The sequence below is a fragment of the Aquirufa antheringensis genome (genome assembly GCF_004307425.1).
GTDB lineage: Bacteria > Bacteroidota > Bacteroidia > Cytophagales > Spirosomataceae > Aquirufa > Aquirufa antheringensis.
Map to the genome: position 1 here is coordinate 589,886 of NZ_SEWZ01000003.1, position 25,269 is coordinate 615,154.

25 protein-coding genes are annotated in these 25,269 nt (G+C 41.2%); 11 read left to right on the top strand and 14 right to left on the bottom strand.

The annotated features are described in order from the left end of the window. Position 1 precedes the first annotated feature (1 nt). The 3 genes from EWU21_RS08350 to chrA are packed head-to-tail and all read left to right on the top strand — an operon-like array spanning position 2 to position 2,816. The gene (locus EWU21_RS08350) at positions 2–676 is read left to right on the top strand and encodes a superoxide dismutase (RefSeq protein WP_130896522.1); all 675 of its coding nucleotides are present in this window, start codon (positions 2–4) and stop codon (positions 674–676) included. A gap of 1 nt (position 677) precedes the next feature. Further along, positions 678–1,646 (top strand): isopenicillin N synthase family dioxygenase, encoded by a 969-nt coding sequence (locus tag EWU21_RS08355; protein ID WP_130896411.1) that lies wholly within the window; start codon positions 678–680, stop codon positions 1,644–1,646. Next, on the top strand, positions 1,647–2,816 hold the full coding sequence (gene chrA, locus EWU21_RS08360; protein WP_130896412.1) for a chromate efflux transporter: 1,170 nt from the start codon (positions 1,647–1,649) through the stop codon (positions 2,814–2,816). Positions 2,817–2,821: 5 nt separating this feature from the next. On the opposite strand, the gene rfbA is transcribed toward chrA, so the two are convergent. From rfbA to galE, 3 genes are read right to left on the bottom strand one after another with little or no spacing between them, the layout of a single operon-like run. After that, a complete protein-coding gene (gene rfbA, locus EWU21_RS08365) occupies positions 2,822–3,682 on the bottom strand; it encodes a glucose-1-phosphate thymidylyltransferase RfbA (RefSeq protein WP_130896523.1) in 861 nt (286 codons plus the stop codon). A gap of 1 nt (position 3,683) precedes the next feature. Beyond that, the gene (gene rfbB / locus EWU21_RS08370; RefSeq protein WP_130896413.1) at positions 3,684–4,739 is read right to left on the bottom strand and encodes a dTDP-glucose 4,6-dehydratase; all 1,056 of its coding nucleotides are present in this window, start codon (positions 4,737–4,739) and stop codon (positions 3,684–3,686) included. A 1-nt stretch (position 4,740) separates the two neighbouring features. Continuing rightward, entirely contained in the window at positions 4,741–5,754 is a 1,014-nt protein-coding gene (gene galE / locus EWU21_RS08375) for a UDP-glucose 4-epimerase GalE (protein WP_130896414.1), read from the bottom strand. An 81-nt stretch (positions 5,755–5,835) separates the two neighbouring features. Here galE and EWU21_RS08380 point away from each other — a divergent pair, with 81 nt between their 5' ends. Continuing rightward, positions 5,836–6,669: a transglutaminase-like domain-containing protein gene (locus EWU21_RS08380; protein WP_130896415.1), complete on the top strand. Its 834-nt coding sequence runs from the start codon at positions 5,836–5,838 to the stop codon at positions 6,667–6,669. Here the strand turns inward: EWU21_RS08380 and EWU21_RS08385 are convergent. Next, positions 6,661–7,260 (bottom strand): 4'-phosphopantetheinyl transferase family protein, encoded by a 600-nt coding sequence (locus tag EWU21_RS08385; RefSeq protein ID WP_130896416.1) that lies wholly within the window; start codon positions 7,258–7,260, stop codon positions 6,661–6,663. The two genes, EWU21_RS08380 and EWU21_RS08385, sit on opposite strands and share 9 nt — an antisense overlap. 57 nt (positions 7,261–7,317) lie before the next feature. Between EWU21_RS08385 and EWU21_RS08390 the strand changes: the two genes are divergently transcribed. The 6 genes from EWU21_RS08390 to EWU21_RS08415 all read left to right on the top strand — a co-directional run bounded on the left by EWU21_RS08390 (position 7,318) and on the right by EWU21_RS08415 (position 14,775). Further along, positions 7,318–8,202, top strand: coding sequence for a WD40 repeat domain-containing protein (locus EWU21_RS08390; protein WP_130896418.1), 885 nt, complete (start codon positions 7,318–7,320; stop codon positions 8,200–8,202). A 40-nt stretch (positions 8,203–8,242) separates the two neighbouring features. Beyond that, positions 8,243–9,142: a DivIVA domain-containing protein gene (locus EWU21_RS08395; RefSeq protein ID WP_130896420.1), complete on the top strand. Its 900-nt coding sequence runs from the start codon at positions 8,243–8,245 to the stop codon at positions 9,140–9,142. A 1-nt stretch (position 9,143) separates the two neighbouring features. Further along, a complete protein-coding gene (folB, locus tag EWU21_RS08400; protein ID WP_130896421.1) occupies positions 9,144–9,500 on the top strand; it encodes a dihydroneopterin aldolase in 357 nt (118 codons plus the stop codon). 48 nt (positions 9,501–9,548) lie between these two features. After that, complete coding sequence (locus EWU21_RS08405) at positions 9,549–10,571, top strand: LacI family DNA-binding transcriptional regulator (protein WP_130896423.1); 1,023 nt, start codon at positions 9,549–9,551, stop codon at positions 10,569–10,571. A 114-nt stretch (positions 10,572–10,685) separates the two neighbouring features. After that, complete coding sequence (gene gyrA / locus EWU21_RS08410) at positions 10,686–13,280, top strand: DNA gyrase subunit A (RefSeq protein WP_130896425.1); 2,595 nt, start codon at positions 10,686–10,688, stop codon at positions 13,278–13,280. Positions 13,281–13,329: 49 nt separating this feature from the next. Beyond that, a complete protein-coding gene (locus tag EWU21_RS08415; protein WP_130896427.1) occupies positions 13,330–14,775 on the top strand; it encodes a tetratricopeptide repeat protein in 1,446 nt (481 codons plus the stop codon). Between the two features lie 189 nt (positions 14,776–14,964). Here EWU21_RS08415 and EWU21_RS08420 read toward each other — a convergent pair whose 3' ends face one another. From EWU21_RS08420 to EWU21_RS08445, 6 genes are all read right to left on the bottom strand, one after another. After that, positions 14,965–16,338 carry a sensor histidine kinase gene (locus tag EWU21_RS08420; protein WP_130896429.1) on the bottom strand — a complete coding sequence of 458 codons (1,374 nt, stop codon included), beginning with the start codon at positions 16,336–16,338 and terminating at the stop codon, positions 14,965–14,967. 2 nt (positions 16,339–16,340) lie between these two features. Beyond that, the gene (locus EWU21_RS08425) at positions 16,341–17,018 is read right to left on the bottom strand and encodes a response regulator transcription factor (RefSeq protein ID WP_130896525.1); all 678 of its coding nucleotides are present in this window, start codon (positions 17,016–17,018) and stop codon (positions 16,341–16,343) included. Continuing rightward, positions 17,018–17,485 (bottom strand): pyrophosphohydrolase domain-containing protein, encoded by a 468-nt coding sequence (locus EWU21_RS08430; protein ID WP_130896431.1) that lies wholly within the window; start codon positions 17,483–17,485, stop codon positions 17,018–17,020. The genes EWU21_RS08425 and EWU21_RS08430 overlap by 1 nt, the downstream gene beginning before the upstream one ends. Positions 17,486–17,649: 164 nt before the next feature. Next, positions 17,650–18,135 (bottom strand): helix-turn-helix domain-containing protein, encoded by a 486-nt coding sequence (locus EWU21_RS08435; protein WP_130896433.1) that lies wholly within the window; start codon positions 18,133–18,135, stop codon positions 17,650–17,652. An 82-nt stretch (positions 18,136–18,217) separates the two neighbouring features. Then, positions 18,218–19,066, bottom strand: a complete 849-nt coding sequence (locus EWU21_RS08440; protein ID WP_130896435.1) for a CvfB family protein — start codon at positions 19,064–19,066, stop codon at positions 18,218–18,220. A gap of 44 nt (positions 19,067–19,110) precedes the next feature. Beyond that, positions 19,111–19,929 (bottom strand): 2,3,4,5-tetrahydropyridine-2,6-dicarboxylate N-succinyltransferase, encoded by an 819-nt coding sequence (locus tag EWU21_RS08445; RefSeq protein WP_130896437.1) that lies wholly within the window; start codon positions 19,927–19,929, stop codon positions 19,111–19,113. A 503-nt stretch (positions 19,930–20,432) separates the two neighbouring features. Here EWU21_RS08445 and gap point away from each other — a divergent pair. Beyond that, positions 20,433–21,425, top strand: a complete 993-nt coding sequence (gene gap, locus EWU21_RS08450) for a type I glyceraldehyde-3-phosphate dehydrogenase (RefSeq protein WP_130896439.1) — start codon at positions 20,433–20,435, stop codon at positions 21,423–21,425. 50 nt (positions 21,426–21,475) lie between these two features. On the opposite strand, the gene trmB is transcribed toward gap, so the two are convergent. From trmB to EWU21_RS08470, 4 genes are read right to left on the bottom strand one after another with little or no spacing between them, the layout of a single operon-like run. After that, positions 21,476–22,135, bottom strand: coding sequence for a tRNA (guanosine(46)-N7)-methyltransferase TrmB (trmB, locus tag EWU21_RS08455; protein ID WP_130896441.1), 660 nt, complete (start codon positions 22,133–22,135; stop codon positions 21,476–21,478). An 11-nt stretch (positions 22,136–22,146) separates the two neighbouring features. After that, positions 22,147–23,403, bottom strand: a complete 1,257-nt coding sequence (locus EWU21_RS08460; protein ID WP_130896443.1) for a bifunctional folylpolyglutamate synthase/dihydrofolate synthase — start codon at positions 23,401–23,403, stop codon at positions 22,147–22,149. Between the two features lie 7 nt (positions 23,404–23,410). Then, positions 23,411–24,283 (bottom strand): hypothetical protein, encoded by an 873-nt coding sequence (locus tag EWU21_RS08465; protein WP_130896445.1) that lies wholly within the window; start codon positions 24,281–24,283, stop codon positions 23,411–23,413. A gap of 3 nt (positions 24,284–24,286) precedes the next feature. After that, a complete protein-coding gene (locus tag EWU21_RS08470; protein WP_130896447.1) occupies positions 24,287–25,267 on the bottom strand; it encodes an HU domain-containing protein in 981 nt (326 codons plus the stop codon). Positions 25,268–25,269: the final 2 nt, after the last annotated feature.

A 25,269-nucleotide genomic window follows, 5' to 3' on the forward strand; every position in this document is an offset into this window, starting at 1 on the left:
GATGAAACGTGCTGAATTTCTTAAAAATTCACTAGTTCTTGCAGGAGCTAGCGTGGTTTTGCCTTCTTTTTCAGCTCCTGTAGCTGATTCTTTTAGTTTACCAGCCTTACCTTATGCTTTTGATGCGTTAGAGCCTCATATCGATCGTTTAACGATGGAAATCCACCACGACCGACACCACAAGGCCTATGTGGATAATTTAAACAAAGCTTTACCAGGTACTACTAGATCTCTTGAAGAGATTTTAGCCACCGTTTCTACTCAGCCTGTTGCCGTACGCAACAATGGGGGAGGACACTGGAATCACAGTTTTTTCTGGAATGTGTTAGGACCTGCCAAAGGCTCTAAACCTTCAGCATCCCTAGCGAAGCAAATAGAGTCTGATTTTGGCTCATTAGATGCCTTTAAGGCCGAATTTACGAAAGCGGCGACGTCTCGTTTTGGATCAGGCTGGGCTTGGTTAATCAAGAAAGACGGGAAATTGGTGATTTCTTCGACGCCTAATCAAGATAATCCATTGATGGATGTGGCGGAAGTAAAAGGTCAACCCATTTTAGCTCTAGACGTGTGGGAGCACGCGTATTATTTAAAATATATGAACAAACGCGCGGATTATATCGCGGCGTTTTGGAACCTAGTTAACTGGGACTTTGTATCAACAAACTTTAGTAAATAAGATGTTATTAGATGAAATTCCTTCGTTGGATTTAGCAGATTTCCTTTCTGGGGACGCGAATCGCAAGGCGAAATTTGTACAAGATTTAGGGGCTGCCTTCAACACGATTGGTTTTGTGGCGATTAAGGGTCACGGTTTGTCGAATGACTTTACGAAGAAGCTGTATTCGGATGTAGAGCAGTTTTTTCAATCGCCTGATTCGCTGAAGCAAACCTATGAAATAGAAGGAATTGCAGGCCAGCGTGGCTATATCGGAAAGCGAAAAGAAACGGCTAAAGGCTTTAAAGTACCTGATTTAAAGGAGTTTTACCACGTGGGTCAACCGCACAAGGAAGATGGAGATTCCGTTTGGTCTGAATATCCAGCGAACGTTTTTCCAGCGGAATACCCTGATTTCGAAAAGAACACAGTGGAAGCCTACCAAACTTTAGAGAAAGCTGGGAAAGCACTTTTGCAGGCGATTGCGCTCTATTTAGAATTGCCACAAGACTATTTTGAATCCCGTGTGAAAAACGGTAATTCCATATTACGTGCGATTCACTATTTCCCTATTTTGGATCCTGATTCCTTGCCAGAAGGAGCGGTGAGAGCGGCTGCACATGGCGATATTAACTTGATTACCTTATTGATGGGAGCTTCTGCGGAAGGCTTAGAAGTATTGCGTATGGATGGGAAATGGATTCCCATTACGGCTTTACCTGATCAGGTAGTGGTAAATGTGGGTGATATGTTAGATCGTTTGACGAATCATAAATTGAAATCAACGATTCATCGGGTGGTGAATCCACCGCGTGAGAAAATGGGTACATCTCGTTATTCGATCCCTTTCTTTATGCATCCGCGTTCTGAAATGGATTTGACTTGTTTACCATCTTGCGTTTCGACGGAATATCCGAAGATCTATACGGATATGACGGCTGGGGCGTTTTTGAATGAGCGATTGATTGAATTAGGACTTAAAAAGGCATAAATGAGGCGGCTAAAACACCTGGATTTCCTGTGGGATGTCTTGCTTTTAGCCTGCACCTCTTTTGGTGGCCCTCAAGTGCATTTTGCGCTCTTTTTAGATCGCTTAGTGAAGAAAAGAGCCTATTTAACGGAGGAAGAGTTGTTTGAAATTCAAGCGCTTTGTTCCGTATTACCAGGCCCTACCTCGACTCAAATGATCACTGCGATCGGTTTGAAGCTAGGTGGGGCTTCTTTGGCTTATTTAACATTACTTTGTTGGATTACGCCTGCGGTCTTAATTATGACCTTAGCGGCGTATGGAATGACTTTTTTACGGAATAGTTCGATTCTTCATTACGTTCTTCCTGTGGGTATTGGTTTGATTTTGCAGGCGGGATGGTATATGGCCAAAAAGGTCATTACAGGCCCCATGTATGTCATCATTCTACTCGTGACCTTGTTTTTAGGGATCGCGTTTCATAGTCCCTATATTTTTCCCTTGGTTTTAGTTCTAGGGGGTGTAGTGTCCTCTTTAAACTACAAAGATTTTCCTCGCCAGACTAAGCATAAATTCGTTATTCCTTGGGCTAATTTTCATTTGTATTGGGGTTTTTTGCTCTTTTTGGCGCTTTTAGGCCATTTTAGCGATTATTTCCCCATTCGTTTATTTGAGAATTTTTACCGAAACGGATCCCTTGTTTTTGGGGGCGGGCATATTTTAGCACCTGTTCTTTATACGGAATTTGTCGAGTTTAAACAGTTAATTAGTTCAGACGCCTTTTTGACGGGAATGGCTCTTTCGCAAACGCTTCCGGGTCCTGTATTTGCTTTTACGTCTTATTTGGGTGTATTATTGATGAAGGACTATGGTTTGTGGGGCGAATTGGCGGGTTCGTTAATCGGCGCCCTGGGAATCTTTTTGCCAGGTACTTTTTTGATCTTCTTCGTGTTTCGAATTTGGGGGCAATTGAAGCAATATCGCTTCATTCGCGCTTCTCTAGCAGGTATTCAAGCCGCTTCTGTGGGATTGACTTTAGTGGCCGTTTTTACCTTTACAAAGCCTATGGTGGTAGATGCGCAATTTGTCTCTCTTGGAATCGTAGCGGCAGCTTTTGTATTGGCCGAGAAAACAAAAATTCCCGCCATCTTGCTGTTTGGATTAGCGTTGATAGCGGGAATTCTAGGTATTTAAGCCGATTAGGCGATTAAATTCAAGAGGTATTGTCCATAACCACTTTTCACCAGTGGCTCAGCGATTTTCTTTAATTGTGCTTTGTCGATGTAACCCATTCGATAAGCCACCTCTTCGATACAACCTACTTTCATTCCTTGGCGTTCTTCGATCACTTGAACGAATTGACCAGCTTGCATTAAGGACGCAAAAGTACCCGTATCTAACCAAGCTGTTCCACGGTTCAAAATACCTACCGAAAGACGGCCTTGCTTCAAGTATTCCTTGTTTACATCCGTAATTTCGTATTCTCCGCGAGGGGATGGGGCGATGTTTTTGGCAATCTCCACCACATCATTATCGTAGAAATACAAGCCTGGGACGGCATAATTCGACTTAGGTTTCGCTGGTTTCTCTTCGATCGAGATCACTTTATTGTCTGCATCGAATTCCACCACACCATAACGCTCCGGATCATTCACTGAGTAAGCATAAACCACACCACCTGAAGGATCATTGTTCGCTTGTAATAACTTACTTAAGCCGGAACCGTAGAAGATGTTATCGCCTAAAACCAAGGCCACCTTATCTTTTCCAATGAATTTCTCGCCGATGACAAAGGCTTGCGCTAAACCATTCGGCTCCGGTTGGACGGCATATTCGAAACGACAGCCAATTTGGGATCCATCGCCCAATAACTTCTCGAAATGAGGCAAATCGTGCGGCGTAGAGATAATCAATATCTCTTTAATGCCTGATAACATCAAAATAGACAAGGGGTAATAGATCATCGGCTTGTCATAAACCGGCATTAATTGCTTACTAACCGCTAAAGTTAATGGGTGTAATCTCGTTCCGGATCCACCCGCTAAAATAATTCCTTTCATCTTATCTGCCTGCGTAGTTTTTTTCGTAATATTTCTGATAATCACCTGAAGTGACATCGTTTAACCATTTTTCATTCTCTAAATACCAATTCACGGTTTTCTCTAAACCCTCCGCAAATTGCAAACTAGGCTCCCAGCCTAATTCTTTCATAATCTTGTTCGCATCGATCGCGTAGCGCAAATCGTGACCCGCACGATCCGTCACATAGGTAATTAATTGAACCGACGTTCCGGCTGGACGACCTAGTTTCTCGTCCATAATTTTGCATAATAAATGGACTAAATCAATGTTCTTCCATTCATTAAAGCCACCTATGTTATAGGTTTCGCCTATTTTTCCATCGTGGAATACGGTATCAATAGCACGCGCGTGGTCAATTACAAATAGCCAATCACGTACATTTTCGCCTTTTCCATAAACCGGTAGCGGTTTGTGATGAATAATGTTGTGAATCATCAAGGGAATTAACTTCTCTGGGAAGTGATTAGGCCCATAATTATTTGAACAATTCGTGATCACTGTAGGTAAACCATAGGTCTCGTGGTAAGCCCGAACGAAGTGATCTGAGCTGGCTTTAGAGGCAGAATAAGGCGAACGAGGGTCATAAGACGTCGTTTCTAAGAAGAATTCTTTCGGATCGTGCAACTCACCATATACCTCATCCGTAGAGATGTGGTAAAAGCGCTTACCCTCCATTTTTCCTGCCCAATGTTTCTTCGCGGCTTGTAATAAATTCACCGTTCCGATAACATTTGTTCTAACGAAGGCCAAAGGATCCGTAATCGAGCGATCTACATGAGATTCAGCCGCTAGGTGCAGTACACCATCAAATTGATGCTCTGCAAAAAGGGCGTCGATATGCTCGGCATCCGTAATGTCTGCTTTAATGAAGTGGTAATTTGGGGCAGAAGCTACATCTTCATTGTTCGCTAAGTTGCCCGCATACGTCAAGGCATCCAAATTATAGATCTGGTACTCCGGGTATTTGTTCACAAACAAACGAACCACGTGCGATCCAATAAATCCGGCACCGCCGGTGATAACTAATTTTTTCATCTTATTGATTGATTGCTTCTTGCCATTTCCAGGCGTCTTGCAAGGCTTTTTCTAAACTAAATTGTGTTTTCCAACCCAAAACCTGGTTCGATTTATCGGTTGAGGCATAAACCGCCGTGATATCGCCTGCTCTGCGGTCTCTGATTTCATAAGGGACTTTCTTGCCAGTCGCCTTTTCGAAAGCGGTAATTACCTCCATGACAGAGCTTCCTTGACCTGTTCCGATGTTAAAGAAATCGTAGTTTTTGGTTGATTTTCCGTCGATTAAGTGGGCCAAAGCTTTCACATGCGCCCCAGCTAAATCCACTACGTGAATATAATCGCGAATCGCTGTTCCATCCGGAGTAGGATAATCCGTTCCCCATACCTGTAATGGTCCACGTAAACCTGCTACCGATTGTGTTAAAAACGGAATCAAATTTGCCGGAGGTCCGATGGGTAATTCCCCAATTAAGGCCGATTCGTGTGCTCCAATGGGGTTAAAGTACCGTAAAGCAATGGCTTTTAAAGCTGAAGACGCTGCTACCGTATCGCGAATAATCTCCTCACAAATTTGCTTCGAGTTGCCATAAGGGGAGGTAGCCGGTTGAACTGGCGATTCTTCCGTAGCTGGGAGTGTTTCTGGTTGACCGTATACCGTACAAGATGACGAGAATACTAAGTTTGAAAGACCGTATTCGGCCATTTTTTCTAAAAGGAGAACCGTCGACGCTACATTATTTCGGTAGTATTTTAAGGGGTTCTCCACTGATTCACCTACTGCTTTAGAAGCGGCAAAGTGGATAATTCCTCTAATATCGTATTTCTTGAATAGTTGATCGTAGGTCTCCGGATGGTTGACATCGCCTTCTTCGAAAATCACCGGTTCTTTTGTGATGATTTCTAGGTTTTTAATGACCTTTTTCGAAGAATTGGAGAAGTTATCTACGATAATAGGGGTGTAACCGTGTTCTTTCAAAACCACATAGGTATGCGATCCAATGAATCCAGCTCCTCCCGTAATTAAAATTTGCATACGTAAATGATAAGAATTAAAGACAAATTTAGGGGAAAATAGGCCAAATGTCTTTAATTTTGTCAAAAATATACGTTCTCTATGACGGAAGCTGCCATTAAAGCCATGATTCATTTATTAGACGATTCTGATCAGGAAGTCGTGACTATGGTAGAGCAGCAAATTCGGACCTTAGGACCCTCGATTATTCCGGTTTTAGAATCGGAATGGGAGACTGAGAGCTTAAATCCAATTCTCCAAACCAAGATTGAAAACTTGATTCACGATTTCCAATGGCAATCGGTGAAGACTCGTTTACAGCTTTGGAAGGAATCAGGAGGAATGGATTTATTAGAGGGAATGTGGATTTTAGCGACTTACCGCTATCCTGACTATACTTTTGAGCAGTTAAAAGTGGAAATGGATCAGTTATATTATGAGGTTTGGCCACAAATGCGGGAGGAATTACACCCAATGGACCAAGTGAAGGTCTTGAACACGGTGTTGTTTGATCAATTGAAGTTCGGTCCGAATTCGAAGAATTTCCATGCAGCCAATAACTCGTTCATTAACAATGTGTTATCCTCTAAAAAAGGGAATCCCATCAGCCTGTGTGTTATTTATATGTGGGTCGCACAGAAACTAGGTCTTCCTATCTACGGAGTCAACCTTCCTAATCTTTTCGTCTTAACTTACAAGCAGAAGGGTTTGCAGTTTTATATCAATGTGTTCAATAAAGGATTGATTTTCAATAAGATAGATATCGATAACTATATTGCTCAATTGAACTTGACTCCTAACGAGATCTATTATAATCCTTGCACTAATTTAGAAATCATCCGCCGTGTCATTCGCAATTTACTGATGGCTTATGAAAAAGCAGGAGAGCAGGAATACAAGGATGAACTAACGGATCTGATTGATCTATTAGATTAAGGCAACAGTCAGGCTAAATTCCGGGAATTCTTCCCAATAGATAGCGATCTCTTCCTTGGTAGAAATCTGCGCTTTGCAAGGATTTTGATTAAAATCGATTATCTCCATTTCTTTTTGAAACGATAGCCCCGGTTTTCCGACCGCTTTATAGATGGATTCTTTGGCGGACCAGGCCAAAGTCAACAGATTTGAGGTATCTTTCCATTTGGCTAATTCCGCGGGGCATAAGAAACGTGGGGCAATTTTCTCGATATTTCTACCCGGTTTCTCCAGATCAATTCCGATGCGTTTCTCAGGTGAACAGGCCGCTGCCACATAAGGATAGGAGTGGGTAAGGCTGATGTGCCATTCAGAATTTTGGAAATAAGGTCTATTACGGTCGTTTTGGACGAGAACTAGGCTTTCAAATTCGGGTGACAGCTGATACAAGCAATACCTTGCTGCTATCGATTCCCGTTTTTTAATCGGATTTTCAATTTCTGGCGTGGACCAGGATGCCGGAAAAGTTTCAAAAAAAGCGAGCGGTTCATCGATTTTCCAAACCAAGATTTGGAAATCATTCGCGCTAATTTTTGAAAATAGTTGGGGCATAAAATGAAATTATGCTTGTAAAATTATCATTTTTGTAGCTAAATCGATGGAAATAATTTGAGTACGCTACAAATTGAACGTATTGATACCTTTTCAGGGCACCGTGGACCAGTTTATTCGCTGGAAAAGGGTGTTGATTCCTTGTTTTATTCGGCGGGTTCTGATGGCTGGGTAGTACAATGGAATCTCGCAAAACCGGATTTGGGGAAAGTCATTGCCCAAGTTGAAGGTTCTGTCTATGCGATGAAGCTGGATGCTGCCGGTATCTTATGGGTAGGCCATAACTACGAAGGTATTCAGGGAATCCAAGTAGCCGATCAGGCGCAGGTATTCTCGATTCCAACGAAGGGTTTATCCTTATTTTCTATTGCTTTTGTGGGTTCTAATGCCTGGATTGGACATAATGAGGGTTTGATTACGGTGGTGGATATGGCTACAAAATCGGTCATAAAGCACATCAAAGCGAGTTCAAAAAGCGTGCGTTGTTTCTGTACTTTAGCGGATGATTTCGTGGCTGTAGGCTATTCTGATGGTTTTATTCGTGTTTTTGACACTACTTTTCAATTAGTGCACTCATTCAAGGCGCATGAATCGTCTGTTTTTTCGCTCCAAAGCAGGGGAGGGGAACTCTTCAGCGTAGGCAAAGATGCGCGAATTAAGCGTTGGAGTGCTGATTTTCAGCTTCTAAACGAAGTGATTGGGCATATATATGCCATTCATGATTTACAGTTTTCTCCGGATGGCAAATGGTTTGCGACGGCCAGTATGGATAAGACGGTGAAAGTTTGGGAAAGTGAGACTTTAACCTTACGAAAAGTACTAGATGCTTCCAGGCACGGAGGGCATAAGAATTCGGTTAATAAACTAATCTGGTCTTCATTCGACGATTTGCTGGTGTCTGCTTCAGACGACAAAAATCTTTCTATTTGGAAAATTCACTAAATAATTTCCTATTTTAGCGTTTCTATATCTAAATCAATCAATGTTGGAAGCTTCCTTTTCTAAATCTTTTCGCGGTTATGATGTCTCAGAAGTAGACGCTTATGTTCAAAGTGTACAAGACTTTGAGACCGAATCACAAAACTCTTTGGCTAAATCAAATCAGAAAGTAGCTGATTTAGAAGCGGAAGTAGCTCGTTTAAGAGAAATTGAATCCAGTTTATTTAGAGCGCTAAAACTAGCCGAAGAAAGTCAGCAAAACTTCAGTGCTAAGATGGAGAAAGAGGCAAAAGGAATCCTTGATAAAGCGTCAAAGGAGGCCGATGCCATCAAAAAGAAAGCAGAAACAGAGGCTCAAAAGCAGTCGTTATTATCCGAAAATGAGCGTAAACAAACCCTAGCGCAAGCTGGTCAGGAATTAAAGGAACAAGAGCGCCAATTGCGCAATTTGCAAGAGGCACAGAAGGAAATAGCGGCGCAATTAAAGCAAATAGCGGAGCAAACATTAGGGTCTATTTCCCAATGGAACGCGACCGAATTAGTGAAGCCAGTGGCTTCTATCGATACTGTTGCTGCACCAGCGGCTAAAAGAGGTCGCAAGCCAGGTGTGAAAAATAAGCCTAAATCTAAGGCAAAATCAGCTACCAAAGCTAAAGTCGCGAAATCTAAGGCCGTAGCGAAACCAAAAGCTGTTTCTAAACCGAAAGCAGTCGCGAAACCTAAGGCAGTTAAAGCGGAAGTTCCTGCTAAGCCCAAAGCTGTTCCAGCAAAACGTGGTCCTAAGCCGAAAGTGCAAGCCGCAATGCCAGCTGCTAAACGCGGTCCTAAGCCTAAAATCACTTTGGAAACTGTATCTGACGAAGGCCTACCTACCTTGAACAAGGTGTTAGAGGCATACGCAAAGTCATCAGGTCCACGCGGTAAAGTAGGGGAGATCAACTAAGATGGCAAATTACCAAGTTTCTATTGATGACATACGTATTTTTGCGTTTCACGGATTATATCCCGAAGAGCGCATTTTAGGGAATTGGTATACGCTGGATGTAGTAGTGGAGTCTGAAACGCAGCCTGCTTTTTCAGATGATATCGCTAACACGATCGACTATTCTCAGATTTATGCCATTTGCAAGCAGCTAATGGCAGAACCGGTGGATTTATTAGAAACCGTTGCAGAAGCCATTGCTCAAAAAATCAAGTCTGAGCTAACGGAAGAAGTAGCTGTTTTAGTTCAAATTTCAAAGGAAAATCCCCCTATGGGAGTCTCGGCTGGTAGAAGTACAGTCGTTTATCGTCTCAATTGAATTTTGTAAAGATTTATTGTGTAATTTTGGATAAGCTAAACTTAGAAAATGCGTCACCAAGTTACCATTAAAGATATTGCCAAACAGCTGGGAGTTTCAGTTGCGACCGTATCCAGGGCTTTACGTGATTTGCCAGATATTCATCCAGATACGAAGAAATTAGTCTTGGATCTTGCTAAAGAGCTTGATTATCAGCCTAATGTACTCGCTACCAGTTTAGTTAAATCCAAGACTAAAACACTTGGTCTCATCGTTCCTGATCTAGGTTACTATTTTTTTTCTACGGTAGTGAAAGCTGTTGAAGATGCCGCTATTGCTGCCGGATATTCCTTACTTATCGCTCAAACTCAAGAGTCTTTCGAGCGTGAATTAACGAACATTCAAAACCTTTCTCGTTCCCAAGTGGAAGGCATTATTATTTCCTTATCGCGTGAAACGGTCAATTTTGAACATTTGACTCGTTTGCAACGAAGAGGAATTCCACTGGTCTTTTTTGACCGAGATAGTGAAGAAATAGATGCATCTAAGGTAATGGTCGATAATGAGCAGTCTGCTTATGAGGCTGTTAAGCACCTGATTGAAAATGGGTGCAAGCGCATTGCTTTTTTAGCAGGGCCCAAGAACGTTTCTGTTAGTAACCAACGGCGCTTAGGTTATTCAAGAGCGCTTCAGGAGGCTGGAATTGAAGCTGACCCTTCCCTTATCATACATAGTGATTACTTCCAGGACTCAGCGATTGCGAAGACTCATCAGTTGATGAAAGAGCCGAATCGTCCAGATGGTATATTGGTTGTATCTGATCGTTTAGCGATTGGTGTGTTAATTGCGCTTCGGGAATTAAATATCTCGATTCCAGAAGAGGTTAAAATAGTGAGTTTTAATAATGAACCTATTTGTTCTTTAGTTTCCCCTACGATTTCCTCTATTGCCCAGCCTTTAGAAGAAATAGGCCGCTTATCCGTTGAATTATTAATAGAGCAGATCGAACATAAAACGGATAATCCGGTTCCTAGAGTGGAAGTTTTAAAGACAAAATTGATTGTACGGGAATCTTCCGTTCGCAAAAAATAATCCCCTCATTTTACCCTCTTTTTTTCTTGGAAAAATAGGCAAAATTTAAGATATTTGTTCTATTGAAAAATACCGCTTTTCGCTGTGTTTTTCTCTTGAATCAAAACAGTTTTTATGTCATTACAAAGCAATGTTATCCCTATCAACATCGAAGATGAAATGAGAGGGGCGTACATCGATTATTCGATGTCAGTAATTGTGTCTCGTGCGCTTCCAGACGTACGTGATGGGTTGAAGCCAGTTCACAGAAGGGTTTTATTCGGAATGGAGGAACTGGGGGTTAGTTACAACAAATCCTATAAAAAGTCTGCTCGTATTGTGGGTGAGGTGCTGGGTAAGTATCACCCACACGGTGATTCATCTGTGTATGACACGATGGTGCGTATGGCCCAAGATTGGTCTTTGCGTTATCCGTTAGTGGATGGTCAGGGTAACTTTGGATCCGTGGATGGTGATTCTCCGGCAGCGATGCGTTATACGGAGGCTCGTTTAAAGCGAATTGCGGATGAGTTGCTTTCTGATTTGAACAAAGAAACGGTTGATTTTCAACCTAACTTCGATGATTCCCTAGAAGAGCCTACGGTTTTACCAGCTAAGATTCCTAATCTATTACTGAACGGTACTTCGGGTATCGCAGTAGGTATGGCGACTAATATGGCGCCACACAACCTGAATGAGGTGGTAGATGGTATTTCTGCTTATATCGATAACCGCGATATCACGATTCTGGAGTTAATGCAATACATCAAGGCGCCAGATTTCCCTACGGGAGGTACGATTTATGGCGTTCAGGGTATTCGCAATGCATTCGAGACAGGTAGAGGTCGTATTGTGGTGCGTGGAAACGCTACTTTTGATACGTCTAAAACGGGTAAAGAGCAGATCGTCGTTTCGGAGATTCCATATATGGTCAATAAGGCTTCCTTAATCAAGCAATGTGCTGATTTAGTGAACGATAAAAAGATCGAAGGTATTTCTGAGATTCGCGATGAGTCTGACCGTCAAGGGATGCGTATCGTATTCGATTTAAAGCGTGATGCGGTAGCGAATGTCGTATTGAACAACCTGTACAAGCATACGGCTTTACAATCATCGTTCTCGGTGAATAACGTAGCCTTAGTAAAAGGTCGACCGATGATGTTGAATCTAAAAGACTTGATTCACCACTTCGTAGAGCATAGAAATGAGATTATCGTACGTCGTACACAATACGATTTGCGTGAGGCGCGTAAGCGTGCACATATTTTGGAAGGCTTCATTATTGCCCTAGATAATCTAGATGCGGTAATTAAGTTAATCCGTGAGTCGAAAGATCCGAATTCGGCTCAAGAGGGCTTAATGTCTAAATTCAACTTGTCTGAACTTCAATCGAAGGCTATCCTGGAGATGCGTTTACAACGCTTAACCGGTATGGAGCGTGAGAAGATTATGAATGAGTTTGCGGAGATTATGAAGTTGATCGAAGATTTGGAAGATATTTTGGCCAAACCAGAGCGTCAATTACAGATCATCAAAGACGAATTAACAGATATTAAGCAACGTTATGGTGATGAGCGTAGAACGCAAATCAACATGACGGATGAAGAATTCTCGGTAGAGGATATGATCGCGGATGACGAAATGTTAATCACCGTTTCTGCACAAGGTTATATCAAACGTACACCGATCACAGAATACCGTTCACAATCACGTGGTGGCGTAGGTTCTCGTGCTGTTGCAACGAAAGATGACGATTACACGGAGCATTTGTTCTCTGCAACGATGCACAACTGGTTATTGTTCTTCACAGAGCGCGGTAAATGCTTCTGGTTACGTGTTTATGCGGTTCCTGAAGGATCGAAAGTATCGAAAGGTCGTCCTATCCAAAACTTGATGAACATCGAGAACGGTGACACCATTAGAGCCGTGATCAATGTGAAGTCGATTTCTGATCCAGATTATATTGATAATAACTTTATTGTGATGTGTACAGAAGACGGTACGATCAAGAAAACGTCGTTAGAGGCGTATTCTCGTCCACGTCAAAATGGTATCATCGCCATCACCATCCGCGAGGGAGACCGTCTATTAGACGTTGCCTTAACAAATGGTAATAACCAAATTGTTATTGCTACTAATACAGGCCGTTCTGTTCGTTTCGAAGAGACACGCGTTCGCCCAATGGGACGTTCTGCCGCTGGTGTGAAAGGTATTTGGATCGATGAGGATATTCCAACGGAGAAAGTAATCGGAATGGTTTGTGTATCTGATCCAGAGGTACAACAATTGTTAGTGGTATCGGAGAAAGGATTTGGTAAGCGTTCTGAAGTAGAGGATTACCGTTTAACTAACCGCGGTGGTAAAGGGGTTAAAGCCTTGAATATCACGGAGAAAACGGGTAATCTAGTCGCTATCAAAGAGGTGAATGATAACAATGACTTGATGATTATTACTAAAGCGGGTATCTTAATCCGTACAAGCGTTGCAGAACTTCGCGTGATGGGACGTAATACACAAGGGGTTAAATTAATTCGCTTGAAAAATGAATCTGATGAGATTTCATCTGTAACGAAGATCGAAAAAGAGCCGGAGCCGGAAGAGGTTGAGGTTTTAGAGGGTGCTGAGTTAACAGAAGGAGTAGTGGATACAACAAATGCCGTTACTGAAGCTCCAGAAGGAGGGGAGGAGACCGCATCTGAAGCAGCCTCAGAAGAAGTAACTGAAGAATAATACCTGAGCCCAGACGAAAGTCTGGGCTATTTTTTAATTAAATAAAACAATGAAAAAACTACTTTTATCCCTGTTTACGGTGGCTTTGGCGATGAATGCTTCATTTGGCCAAGCAGAAAAAGCACTAGTTGATGCACAAAAGAAAAACATCAGCGAAGCGATCAAAAAATCTGACGAAGACGTTAAAAAGGCCCCTACAAAGGCTCGTTTATGGTTGACTCGTTCACAAGCTTATTTGGATTTAGCTTCTTTTCCAGATTCTACTTTCGCATTAACTAACCCAGAAGCAGCTTTCCAAGCGTTGGAATATGCTAATGAGGCGATCAAATTAGATACGAAAGAAGGTAAAAAAGGTTCTGTAGCAAAAGAAGCTGACCAAATGATGGTTGACAAGAAATTCTCTAATGCCTTTTTAAATATGGGTGTGGTGAAATACCAAGGGAAAGATTACAAAGCTTCTCTACGTTATATGGCAAAAGCTTCTGAAGTAGCTCCTAATGACACGATTACAGCGATGTACACAGGTGTGACGGCTCAACTTTGCCAAGAAGATAAAATAGCACAAGCGGCTTACGAGAAGTATTTGACTATTGGAGGAAAAGACTTAGCTATCTTGTACGGTTTATCTCAAATCTACAAAAACAACAAAGAAGAGGACAAGGCGATCGGTTTGATCGAAAAAGCCATCGCTATTTATCCTTCAAACAAAGATTTGAAAGGGGAGAGGTTCAATATGTTAATTGCATTCAACCGCATCGATCAAGCGATTGTTCAATTGACTCAAACGACGGCTAACGATCCTAAAGACGGTATTTCTTGGTTAAACTTAGGTTTATTATACGAAAATAAGGTTTCTGGTTTGAATGAGGAGATTAGAAAGATTCAAGACAAATCATTCAAAGTACAGGAGGCAGATCGCCGTTTAGTAGCTCAAAATGATCAAATTTCTGCTTTCCAAGACGAAGTGAAGCGTACGAAAGCGAAGTTAAAAACAGCCACAACACCTAAGGCGAAAGCATCTGTAAACAGCCAAGTAGCGAGCCTAGAAACTAAAGTAAAGGATTTAGTTGAGGTTCAAAAAGGGATCCAAACAGAGAAAGCAGCCGCAGAAGCTGCAGCAGGGGATGCCGCAGCAAACAAAGCTAAAATTGATGAATTAACAGCTAAAGTGAAGGAAATTCGTACTAATTTACCTAATTACTATACGAAAGCGTTAGAAGTTGATCCAACGAATTATGACGCTTTATACCAAATGGGTGCATACTACTACAATGATGCCGTTGAAATTAAGCGTCAAGTAAACAGTATGGATATGAACGAATACAAGAAGACTGGTAAGGATTTAGAAGCTAAATTAGCGGTTAAATACAACGAAGCTTTACCGTATTTCGAGCGTGGTTATAAAGTAAAGAAAGACGAAGACTTGAAAGAAATTTTAAAGCAAGTCTATCGTGAATTGAAAGATGAGGCTAAATTAGCTGAGTTAGATAAATAATAGTCACTAGATTATTGTGGAAAGGGTCACTTAGAAATAGGTGGCCCTTTTCTTGTGGTTTACAATCTATTTAACATAATATAAATTATATAACAAATCAGTATCCAGTAATCAGTATCCAGTAAACTGTATGTTAATTCATCTATACTCTATACTCTTCTAATCTATTTCCTGACTACTGTCCACTGACTACTGGTTACTGACCTGAAATGTCACTGTAAACTCCGTATAGGAATCCGGTACCGAAACCACCGATATTTGGCCATTGTGTAATTGAACGATGCGTTCAACGAGGGATAATCCGATACCGTATCCCTTGGAAGAAGCCGTATTTTCGCCTCTAAAGAACGGTTGGAAGATATAAGGTAAATCGTTCGCTGGGATGCCTTTTCCTTCGTTTCTGACGAAAATTTGGATGGAATTTCCGGAGTTCTTGAAGCTAACTTGTGCCGAATTTGACGGGCTGAATTTACAAGCATTCTCCATTAAATTCTTAAGGGCCGTTAAGATTAGTTTGTCATCTGCCTTGATTAATAGCATTTCCTCATCTTCCGGCATATGTGAAGTGTCGATGCTGACTTTATAGGCGGAGTTTAGTTTTTGGGTTAGACTTCTTGCTTCCCAAAGAATTTCATCGATTCTCCATTCATGAAAGCCTGCCTGGCTGTCAGATAAGCTTAATTTGTTTAACTCTAATAAGGATTCCGTGATGGCAGCTAATTCTTGGGTATCTTCTAAGACTGAGCTGATCGTTTTTTTGTAGTCACCTGATTCTCTTTCCTTTAATAAACTCACTTCTAATTGAGAGGATATTTTTGTCAAAGGATTTTTCAATTCATGCGAAACGTTCGCAATAAAGGTCTTTTGCAATTTAAAGGCGTTCTCAATACGTTCTAGTAAGCGGTTGACCGTGGACACCATCTTCCCTATTTCGTCCTCAAAATCAGGCGATTTGAGACGTTCTTCCAGGCGTTTGGGTGATAATTTATCAACTTGTTGGATAACTTCAGAGATCGGATTGACTGCTTGACCGGCAAAAAACCAGCCTGATAGTACTACAATAAGGATAAATAAGAGAAATAAGGCGATGAGGATGTTCTTTAAATCTTTGGCATTCTCTGCCGAATATTGATCCACTGCCCCCGCAAAGACGACTAAACGACCCTGTGGAGTGGCGAAAACGGTCCCTAAAACCTCGATATCTTCCCGTTGGAAGGTGATTTCTTGCTTTTGGCGGACTTGTTTAATGAGATCAACATCGATATGAAGATTGATGCTGTCATTCGATGCGTAGATACGCTCGTTGCATAAATCGTAGACCAAAATGCTCTCCCGGAATAGTAAATCGCGGTTCGTTTGCCCGATGATCCCCATTAATTTGGAGTCTACTTGGTTTACATTGACCAATAGTTGGGCCGTAGTGTTCGCTTTTTGGCGTAAACGGCTATAAAATTTGTCTTTGTAATTCTCTTGCGTGAAAATGTAGATGATGAAATAGGATACGAATAAAATCGCAGACACGAGGTAGGTAAACTGGTAGGTCAGCCTGGATCTAATCTGCATAATTATTCGTTTTTAAGGATATAACCTCTGCCAAATTGAGTGTGAATCAACTTACTTGCAAAGCCTTTATCTACCTTTTTACGTAAGTAATTGACATAAACTTCGATCAAATTCGAGCTATTTTCATCCTCTACTTCCCAAATATTCTCGGCTATTTGAGCCTTCGAAATCACCATTTCTTGGTTTCTTAGAAAGTACTCCAATAATTGAAACTCTTTGGAAGTCAAATTGATGGATTGCCCAGAGCGCGTGACTAATTTACTGATGAGATCCATCTCTAAATCAGCGAATTTCAGCACTTGCGCATCTAATTGGGTTTGTGATGAACGTTTTAATAGGGCCTTGATACGTGCCAAAAACTCCTTAAAATCAAAGGGTTTGCCCAGATAATCATCTGCACCAGCATCAAAACCAAGCAGCTTGTCGTCCGTTGTACTCAAGGCTGTCAGCATTAAAATGGGCGTCTGAATTCCCTCTGCTCTCAACTGTTTACATAATTCAAGGCCATTGATGCCCGGAATAATGATGTCCGATACAATCAAGGAGTAATTATTTCGCAAGGCTAATTGCTTCGCGATAGTTCCGTCATAGGCCACTTCAACCTCATAGCTGTTCTCTTCTAATCCTTGTTTCAGGGATTGAACAGTTTTAGGTTCGTCTTCTATGAGGAGTATTTTGATCATTTTAGGATGGATTTCAAGTCCGCTGGAGAGTAATTAATGGACTTTAATACTTTATTATCAGCCTTACGGTACACTTTCCAAACACCGTTTTCTTCCTTTATCTCCGCTTCTGTACCATCTTTATCTTTGTAAAATTTCACGGTATATTCTGCTTCTTCTAAGGATGCACAGGCTTTGGACATATTCGAACGCTGTACTTCATTAAATAATTCGACGAATTTTTCACCCATTCCAAACTCCAAAACAGCTCCGGATAAAACATATTGAAGATCACAAAGTGCATCAGCAACCTCCACTAAATCGTTCGCCGCTATCGCTTCTTTTAATTCGTCTAATTCTTCTGCTAAAAGGCTTACACGCAGATTGCAACGTTCGATAGCTGGAATAGCCGGTTGAGCAACGACAGGGGCTCCAAAGGTGTGATGAAATTGTGCTACCTGGTTTAATGAGTCTAATTTTTCCATATAAATGATTAATAGAATAAAATTAATCAATTAATGCGGGGGAAGCAATAAGGTTCAGAACCAGAATATCGAAAATACAATTGTGCACAAGTGTGGATAACTTGTGGATAACTCAAGAGCAATATGTGGATAAGTCTACTATTTGTTCACAATTCTCATTTTGTTTACACGGGTTTACTTTCAGAGAAAGTACCATCTGTATAAAAAATAAGGACGCGTTCAATCTTTTTAGCGAGATGAGTAGTAGTCGTGGGAGCTGCCACCACAGGTTGACTTGCTTTAGGGCTACTTTCTCTAGGGCGTCTGAGATTCGATTGTACGATCGTTTGTTCAGGTAAACTATTTCTAAGCGATTCTGGAGCGCTAGGTGTAACAGCATCAAAAAGTGATGGAGTGGAAGCGATCGGAGAAGGAGCTGTTTTAGGAGCGGGTGCCGAAATAGATAAATCCCGTTTATCATCTAATAACTCCTCCGCGGGGATTTCAGGGAAAGCGATGAGAATCTTTTGTACAACATCTAAGCTAGGCTTATTTCTGCCCGATAGAATATGAGAAATACTACTGCGAGGAATTCCTAAGGTATCTGCAAACTGAGAGGCACTTAACTTCTTAGCCTGAATTAACAATTCTATTTTTGCGCTTAGATTCATTTTTGTAAACTTGATTAATATGTTACAAATTTAAACAATCTAATCAAGTTTACAAATTGAAATTTGAGTAATAAGTGATAGTTTACAAAAGTGACACACAATCAGAATGCAATGCAATCAGTTTACTTTTGTATAATCCTCCAATCGCTTTTTTGAAGTCCTTTTTAGACATACCTAACTGATCGTAGATATCTTCGGCTGGGCTTTTATCGTGTAGATATAGAACACCTTTGTTATCTTTAATTGCTTGTAATACTTTCTCTACTTGCGCATCTAAACGTATACGTCCTACCGGTTCCAAACGTAAATCCAGGCGCCCGTCTTCGCGTAAGTTCTCGATGTATACAAATGTACTTCTGCCTAATATCACATTTGCAAATATTTCATTTTTGAACAGCATTCCGATTTTACAATTGTCAACTAAGCATTTAATGCCTAAGTCAGTGTATTCAAATGGAACTGCTTCTATTTTTGTACCAGCTGCAAAACGATTCTCCTCATCTTCTATGAAGGCGGGTAAGAAGTTTTCTATTCTAGCTGATGCGACGATGCGATCTGTTTGTGCATCGAGGTATATATAAACGAGGTAGAATTTCCCTACCACCATTTTTTGATACTGTTGACTAAAGGGAACAAATAAGTCTTTTGCTAATCCCCATTCTAGGAATACACCTAATGGAGTAACTGATTTAACCTCCAAATAAGCGAATTGCTTAATAGTGGCGTAGGGTTTTAAGGTGGTGGCGATGATGCGATCTTCCGAGTCACGGTAGATAAATACATCAATCGATGAATCGATTTCATACGTTTCTGGAACGTATTGCAAGGGTAAAAGGATTTCATCTTCGTAACCATCTAAATAGAGGCCAAAAGGTACTTCTTTGATAATACGAAGGTGATTGTATTCACCAATTTTCAATTCATTTTCCATAAAAAAAGCCCGGCTGTGAACCGGGCATTTATTCTTGTTATTAACTAAACGACTACGTTGTTCTCTCTTAATGCTTGATTAAGCGATGTTTTTAAGTCTGTACTTTCTTTTCTTTTACCAATGATTAAGGCGCAAGGTACGCCATACGTTCCTGCTGCAAAACTCTTTTGTATGCTACCGGGAATGACTACTGAGTTTTCTGGTACATAACCAATGTATTCAACGGGCTCTGGGCCTGATACATCGATGATCTTAGAAGAGCCTGTTATCGTAACTCCAGCGCCTAAAACGGCTTTTTTACCAATATGTGCACCTTCCACCACGATACAACGAGAACCAATAAAGGCGCCGTCTTCAATGATGACAGGAGAAGCTTGAGGTGGTTCTAATACGCCACCGATACCTACTCCACCACTTAAGTGTACATGTTTACCAATTTGAGCGCAAGATCCAACCGTAGCCCACGTGTCTACCATAGTTCCTTCATCCACATAGGCACCAATATTTACATAAGAAGGCATTAAGATCGTCCCTTTCGCTAAGAATGCGCCATAACGGGCTACTGCAGGAGGAACAACACGAACACCCAGTTCTTTGTAATTAGATTTCAACTTCATTTTATCGTGGAATTCGAAGATACCCACTTCTGAAACGGCCATTTGGCGAATAGGGAAATACATCACGATCGCTTTCTTTACCCATTCGTTCACTTGCCAGCTACCATCAGCTTTAGGTTCTGCGGTACGCAATTCTCCTTTATCCACTAAGTCTACGACTTTTTCAATCGCCTCGATGGTTTCAGCCTTCGAACGAAGCTCCGGGTTGTCCCAGGCAGCTACAATAGTTTTTTCTAATGAATTCATAAAAATGATATGCAATAAATGAAGATGCAAATTAATCAAAAAAGGCTTGTCTTCTCCAGAACGGTGGAAATAAAATCGGTATCTACTGGCTATGAATAGGCAAAATGCCTGAAAAATAGAAATAAATTTAACTTGAACTTTAATAAGTCATTTATATGATTATCAGTTAGTTATGCTTCGGCACAAAATTATATTTCGGTAAATTACGCTAGAAAATTAGCTAAAAAGACAAGTGACATTCTGTCACTCTCCTACCCCATCGATCTGGAGCGTTTGTTTCTTATGTAAATATGCGAAAAACTTTTGGATAAAAAACGTATCCGAGTAATTTTTTCTGCAAAAGTATTTAATTAGCAATAATGCTAAATTAAAAATGAGTGATTTACTTTTGTAAAATAGGCCTTGTAAACGTTTAATTGGGTTTATTTTATCCTATTGCTCTTGGAATAATACATTTTAAATGCTATATTTGGTCTTTGTATGAAATCAAATTAATTTATTCAATGAAAAAAATTAAAGTTGCTATTAATGGTTTTGGTCGTATCGGTCGACTTACTTTCCGTCGTTTATTGGAAAAAGAAAATGTGGAAATCGTTGCTATTAACGATTTAACTGACAATGCTACTTTGGTACACTTACTAAAGTATGATTCAGTTCATGGTCGTTTTAATGGTACTGTTACTTCTGATGCAGACAGCATTACTGTTAATGGTAACGTGATTAAGGCTTTTGCAGAACGTGATCCTAAGCAATTACCTTGGGGTGCTTTAGGAATCGATGTTGTTTTAGAATCTACTGGTCGTTTCATCGATCAAGAAGGTGCTGGTCAACACTTAGTGGCTGGTGCTCGTAAAGTAATTATCTCCGCTCCTGCTAAAGGTGATATTCCTACAGTCGTTTTAGGTGTTAATGATGATACATTGACAGATGATATGACGATTATCTCAAACGCATCTTGTACAACTAACTGTTTAGCTCCAATGGCTAAAGTATTAGATGATGCTTTTGGAATCGAAAAAGGATTCATGACTACCGTTCACGCTTATACAGCGGATCAAAACTTACAAGATGCACCTCACTCCGATTTACGTCGTTCTCGTGCTGCAGCTTATTCTATCATCCCTACATCTACAGGTGCTGCTAAAGCGGTAGGTTTAGTTTTACCTCATTTGAAAGGTAAATTAGATGGTAACGCGATGCGTGTTCCTACTCCAGATGGATCAGTTACTGATTTCACGGTAGTATTGAAGAAAGACGCAACGGTTGCGGAAATCAACGCTGCTTTGAAAGCTGCTGCTGATGGCCCAATGAAAGGTATCTTAGAATTCACGACAGATGAAATCGTTTCTATCGATATCATCGGAAACCAACACTCTTGTATCTTAGATTCTAAGTTAACAACAGCGATGGGTAACTTAGTGAAGGTAGTAGGTTGGTATGATAACGAATTTGGTTATTCATCTCGTGCAGCAGATTTGATCGCTCGCGTAGGTTAATCAACCAATTTGATATAAATGAAAAAGCCTCTCGATCTGAGAGGCTTTTTTTATTTCGAATTTATAGCTCTGAGGTAATTGATGTTAAATCCTTTTTCGTAGAACATCTCCTCGAAGCGTGTTTTGATTCCAAAGTGATCGTCCATCCATTCGGATGTGTATAGATCATTCGTCTTGACGATGACGTCCCATCCATTTTCTGCTAGCGAGCCCTCAGAAAATTCGAAGAAAGGCAAGGAATCTGTTTTTAGGTGAAGAATTCCGCCGGGCTTCAAGATTTTCTTGTAGCGGTTAAGAAAGGTATGAAAAGTGAGGCGGCGTTTCTCATCGCGATCTCGAAGACGTGGGTCCGGAAAAGTAATCCAAATTTCATCGACCTCATTTTCTCCAAACTGTTCGTCTATCTCTTGCATATGGATACGCAGAAAGGCTGTGTTTGTTAATTCAAGTTCTCTCGCAGCTCTCCCTCCTTGCGCTAAACGATCTCCTTTGACATCCACCCCAATGAAATTCATATCGGGGAATAGTTTACCTAGGCCATTGGTGTATTCTCCTCTGCCACAGCCCAGTTCTAAAACTAATGAGCTGTCGTTTTTAAAGTAATCCGATTTCCATTTGCCCGCTAATGTTCCGAAAATGGGTTTCGGACTTTGGATGACATTGTCTAAGGCGATGGCTAAATTGTATTTGGCTGTTTTTCTTCTGCTCAAGGGTACGCGAATTAAAAGGTAATTTCTCCTACGAGATAGGTGGATCCACAGATAAGAATTCCATCTGAAGGTTTTGAATTTAATTTTGCCAGGGCAATGGCGTCGTTTACGGAAGGAACGACTTTGCCATTCAGTCCTTTAGTTGCTGCTAATTTTTGAAGTTCTAAAGCGGAGATCGCTCTCGGGTTATTTGCTTGGGAAAAATAGTAGCTGGCCTCTGTCGGAAATAAGGATAGGACCGAATTGATGTCCTTATCTGCGACCATCCCTAGAATAATGGTCAAATGATCGAAACCTTCCTGTTTTATTTGCTGCATAATCTCTGTTATGCCACTTTTGTTATGCCCAGTGTCCGCAATGATTTTAGGGCTTTCGCCTAAAATTTCCCATCTGCCTTGTAAACCCGTATTTAATCGGGTTCGCTCGATTCCGGATTTGATTTTTACAGCTTCTAGGGGAATGATGGATTGAATCTGCTCGCACCAAGCCCAAACACCACGTATGTTTTTTTGCTGGTAATGACCTTTATAAGGGCTATTTACTTTCATTTCACCCCAAGTGGGGCTTGTGAAAGTGAAATCTACAGCGCTAATAATATCTGAAGCAAATTGTAAAGGGGCATTTACGGAGGTAGCTTTGGCTAGAAAAACCTCAGACGTTTCTGGCTGTTTTTCACTGATCGTAACCGGAATCAGAGATTTAATGATTCCAGCCTTTTCTGATGCAATTTTTTCCAACGTATCCCCCAATAAATCTTGGTGGTCAAAACTGATGTTCGTGATCAGGCAAGCCAAAGGTGAAATGATATTCGTTGAATCCAATCGACCGCCTAAGCCCGTTTCAATGATTGCATAATCGACCTGCTGTTCCTTGAAATAGGTGAAGGCCATAATGACGGTCCATTCAAAAAAAGACGGGCGCACAGTTTCAATCAGATTTTGATGGTTCGTGACAAAATCAGCCACCCATTCTTCTGCGACCTGAATACCATTTATTTTAATCCGCTCTGTAAAGGAATGCAGGTGTGGTGAAGTATATAATCCCACCTTGTAACCATGTTCCTGAAGAATAGAGGCCATAAAATGGGAGGAACTCCCCTTTCCATTCGTACCTGCAATATGCAAGGACTTAAATGAATCCTGCGGTTGCCCCATGAGATTACAAAGTGCTTCAATATTGCCTAAACCAGGTTTGTAGGCTTTGGCCCCTTCCCGGTGAAATACCGGCAATTGTGCATATAAAAAGGAAATGGACTCGGAATAATTCATCAGATGCCTATCTTTCTCCTACGCGGAAGGTGATAGACCCGGTCGCCTCTTTCGGGCTTGGGCCTGAAGACGTTTTGATAAATTTAGATTTTTCGATGGCTCTTTTATATTTCTGTGCCAAAGAGTTAGAGAATGAATTCTCCGCAATCACTAATTTGATGATATTTCCGTCTTCATCGATTTTGATTGTGAATCGAATCATACCCGTTTCACCTGTATCATCTTTGACATTCGGACGATTAGCGATTCTCCAGCCAGCAATATTCACAGAAGAGGATCCAGAACCCTCTCCGCTTCCGCCATTACCGGAGTAATTCGTCGAATTGTTGATTTTTCCGTTCGGGCTACCTTTATCCCCTATTTTTCCAGCATCTGGTCCATTGGAATTTCCTCCTGGATTCGGATTGGTGCCTCGAGTACCGTTACTGGTTGTTTTCTTTTTGAATAATGCACCCTCATCGATTTTTTCGACTGGTTCTGGTGTCGGCTTCGTTGAAACGGTAGTAGTCTTTTTTGTATTCTCTGAAATACTAACTGGGCTTTTAACCACGGATGAAATCACCGTTTCTTTCGAGCTAGGTGTCGGTTTCGCTTTCGTAACAGAGGCTACTTCGGTTTCTTTTTCCGCTGGTTGTGATTCGTCGTTATTCGGTAAATCACTCGCTTGATTATAAGATTGGACATTTCCTCCGCCCTCGTCATCTGTTCCGTAATTCACTTCGAATCCAGGCTCAGGCAATTCCAGCTTCATTTCTTCTGCGGACCAAATCTTTGCATACCAAAACAACAAGAACAGCAAACCTTGAATCACGATCGTGATGGCCAAAGCTTTCCGTTGGTTTTTGCGTTCTATTGCTTGTTGTTCGATGCGTTGGTTCATATCTTATAGCGCCTTATACACCCAAATGTCTACTTTCTTGGACGCTTTCAATTCACTAGCTCTGGCATAACCCGCATCCATCGAATGCTCTGTGCCTAAACTAATACGGTAAAATTTCGTCTGCTCGTTCTTAAGTATAATCTCTGCTTGATCGAAACCGCGTGATTTGAACTCCTTAAGTCCTTTTTCGGCTTGTGTTAAGGATTGAAAACTCGCCGCGACTAAATAAATCACCTCTTGATCTGCAGGTGCCTCTACTGAAGCGGGGGTAGCAATCACTTCTTTCTGAACAGTATCTACTTGCACTGGCGTTGGAACCGCAGGTTCCGCAACGGCTACAGGAGTGGCCACTTTTTTCTCGATTTTGATCGGATTTAACGAACTCTGCGATTGATTACCAGCGGGTTCTGTCAGGAAAAATGCTCCTATTCCCCCTATAATAAAGGCCATTAGCGCATAAACGTAAGCGGATCTGCTGACCTTGATTGGGGAAGGTTCTGGCGTATAGCTTGGAAGATCTTCTGCCACCGGCGCTTCTTCCAATACCGTTTTCTTCTCTTTAGGTAATGCGTGTCCTAAGCCCACTGGAAATAGTCCGAAAACGGATAAATCCGCATTAAAATCAGGATTTGGAGAGAAAGATAAGCGGTTTTCTGAATTCAAGGTAAACGCTCCTAATTCTCCTATAGTCAAATAGCCTTGAGTGGATATTTGGGATTTTAATTCCTTAGAAATGGCTGTTATTTCAATGGAAGCCTCTTTTTGTGAGATGGACTTCTTTTTAGCCCATTCTGTCGTTAAGAAACGATCATCTGTTTTTAGCTTCTCGTTGAAAGCAACGCACTTTCTCTTCGGATAAATCTTACCTTCTTGAGCATTGAACTGAAAATCTTGTGCATTCACTACGAATCCACCAAATTGTGGAATAATCACACATTCGTGATCGTAGAGTAAGTGCTCGAGAAAGGTATAAAATTCAGTCATTC

Bases quoted from the DNA above. Each gene is read 5' to 3' on its own strand.
- EWU21_RS08350 (WP_130896522.1), top strand. From the start codon at position 2: ATGAAACGTGCTGAATTTCTTAAAAATTCACTAGTTCTTGCAGGAGCT.
- EWU21_RS08355 (WP_130896411.1), top strand. From the start codon at position 678: ATGTTATTAGATGAAATTCCTTCGTTGGATTTAGCAGATTTCCTTTCT.
- chrA (WP_130896412.1), top strand. From the start codon at position 1,647: ATGAGGCGGCTAAAACACCTGGATTTCCTGTGGGATGTCTTGCTTTTA.
- rfbA (WP_130896523.1), bottom strand. From the start codon at position 3,682: ATGAAAGGAATTATTTTAGCGGGTGGATCCGGAACGAGATTACACCCA.
- rfbB (WP_130896413.1), bottom strand. From the start codon at position 4,739: ATGAAAAAATTAGTTATCACCGGCGGTGCCGGATTTATTGGATCGCAC.
- galE (WP_130896414.1), bottom strand. From the start codon at position 5,754: ATGCAAATTTTAATTACGGGAGGAGCTGGATTCATTGGATCGCATACC.
- EWU21_RS08380 (WP_130896415.1), top strand. From the start codon at position 5,836: ATGACGGAAGCTGCCATTAAAGCCATGATTCATTTATTAGACGATTCT.
- EWU21_RS08385 (WP_130896416.1), bottom strand. From the start codon at position 7,260: ATGCCCCAACTATTTTCAAAAATTAGCGCGAATGATTTCCAAATCTTG.
- EWU21_RS08395 (WP_130896420.1), top strand. From the start codon at position 8,243: ATGTTGGAAGCTTCCTTTTCTAAATCTTTTCGCGGTTATGATGTCTCA.
- folB (WP_130896421.1), top strand. From the start codon at position 9,144: ATGGCAAATTACCAAGTTTCTATTGATGACATACGTATTTTTGCGTTT.
- EWU21_RS08405 (WP_130896423.1), top strand. From the start codon at position 9,549: ATGCGTCACCAAGTTACCATTAAAGATATTGCCAAACAGCTGGGAGTT.
- gyrA (WP_130896425.1), top strand. From the start codon at position 10,686: ATGTCATTACAAAGCAATGTTATCCCTATCAACATCGAAGATGAAATG.
- EWU21_RS08415 (WP_130896427.1), top strand. From the start codon at position 13,330: ATGAAAAAACTACTTTTATCCCTGTTTACGGTGGCTTTGGCGATGAAT.
- EWU21_RS08420 (WP_130896429.1), bottom strand. From the start codon at position 16,338: ATGCAGATTAGATCCAGGCTGACCTACCAGTTTACCTACCTCGTGTCT.
- EWU21_RS08430 (WP_130896431.1), bottom strand. From the start codon at position 17,485: ATGGAAAAATTAGACTCATTAAACCAGGTAGCACAATTTCATCACACC.
- EWU21_RS08435 (WP_130896433.1), bottom strand. From the start codon at position 18,135: ATGAATCTAAGCGCAAAAATAGAATTGTTAATTCAGGCTAAGAAGTTA.
- EWU21_RS08440 (WP_130896435.1), bottom strand. From the start codon at position 19,066: ATGGAAAATGAATTGAAAATTGGTGAATACAATCACCTTCGTATTATC.
- EWU21_RS08445 (WP_130896437.1), bottom strand. From the start codon at position 19,929: ATGAATTCATTAGAAAAAACTATTGTAGCTGCCTGGGACAACCCGGAG.
- gap (WP_130896439.1), top strand. From the start codon at position 20,433: ATGAAAAAAATTAAAGTTGCTATTAATGGTTTTGGTCGTATCGGTCGA.
- EWU21_RS08460 (WP_130896443.1), bottom strand. From the start codon at position 23,403: ATGAATTATTCCGAGTCCATTTCCTTTTTATATGCACAATTGCCGGTA.
- EWU21_RS08465 (WP_130896445.1), bottom strand. From the start codon at position 24,283: ATGAACCAACGCATCGAACAACAAGCAATAGAACGCAAAAACCAACGG.
- EWU21_RS08470 (WP_130896447.1), bottom strand. From the start codon at position 25,267: ATGACTGAATTTTATACCTTTCTCGAGCACTTACTCTACGATCACGAA.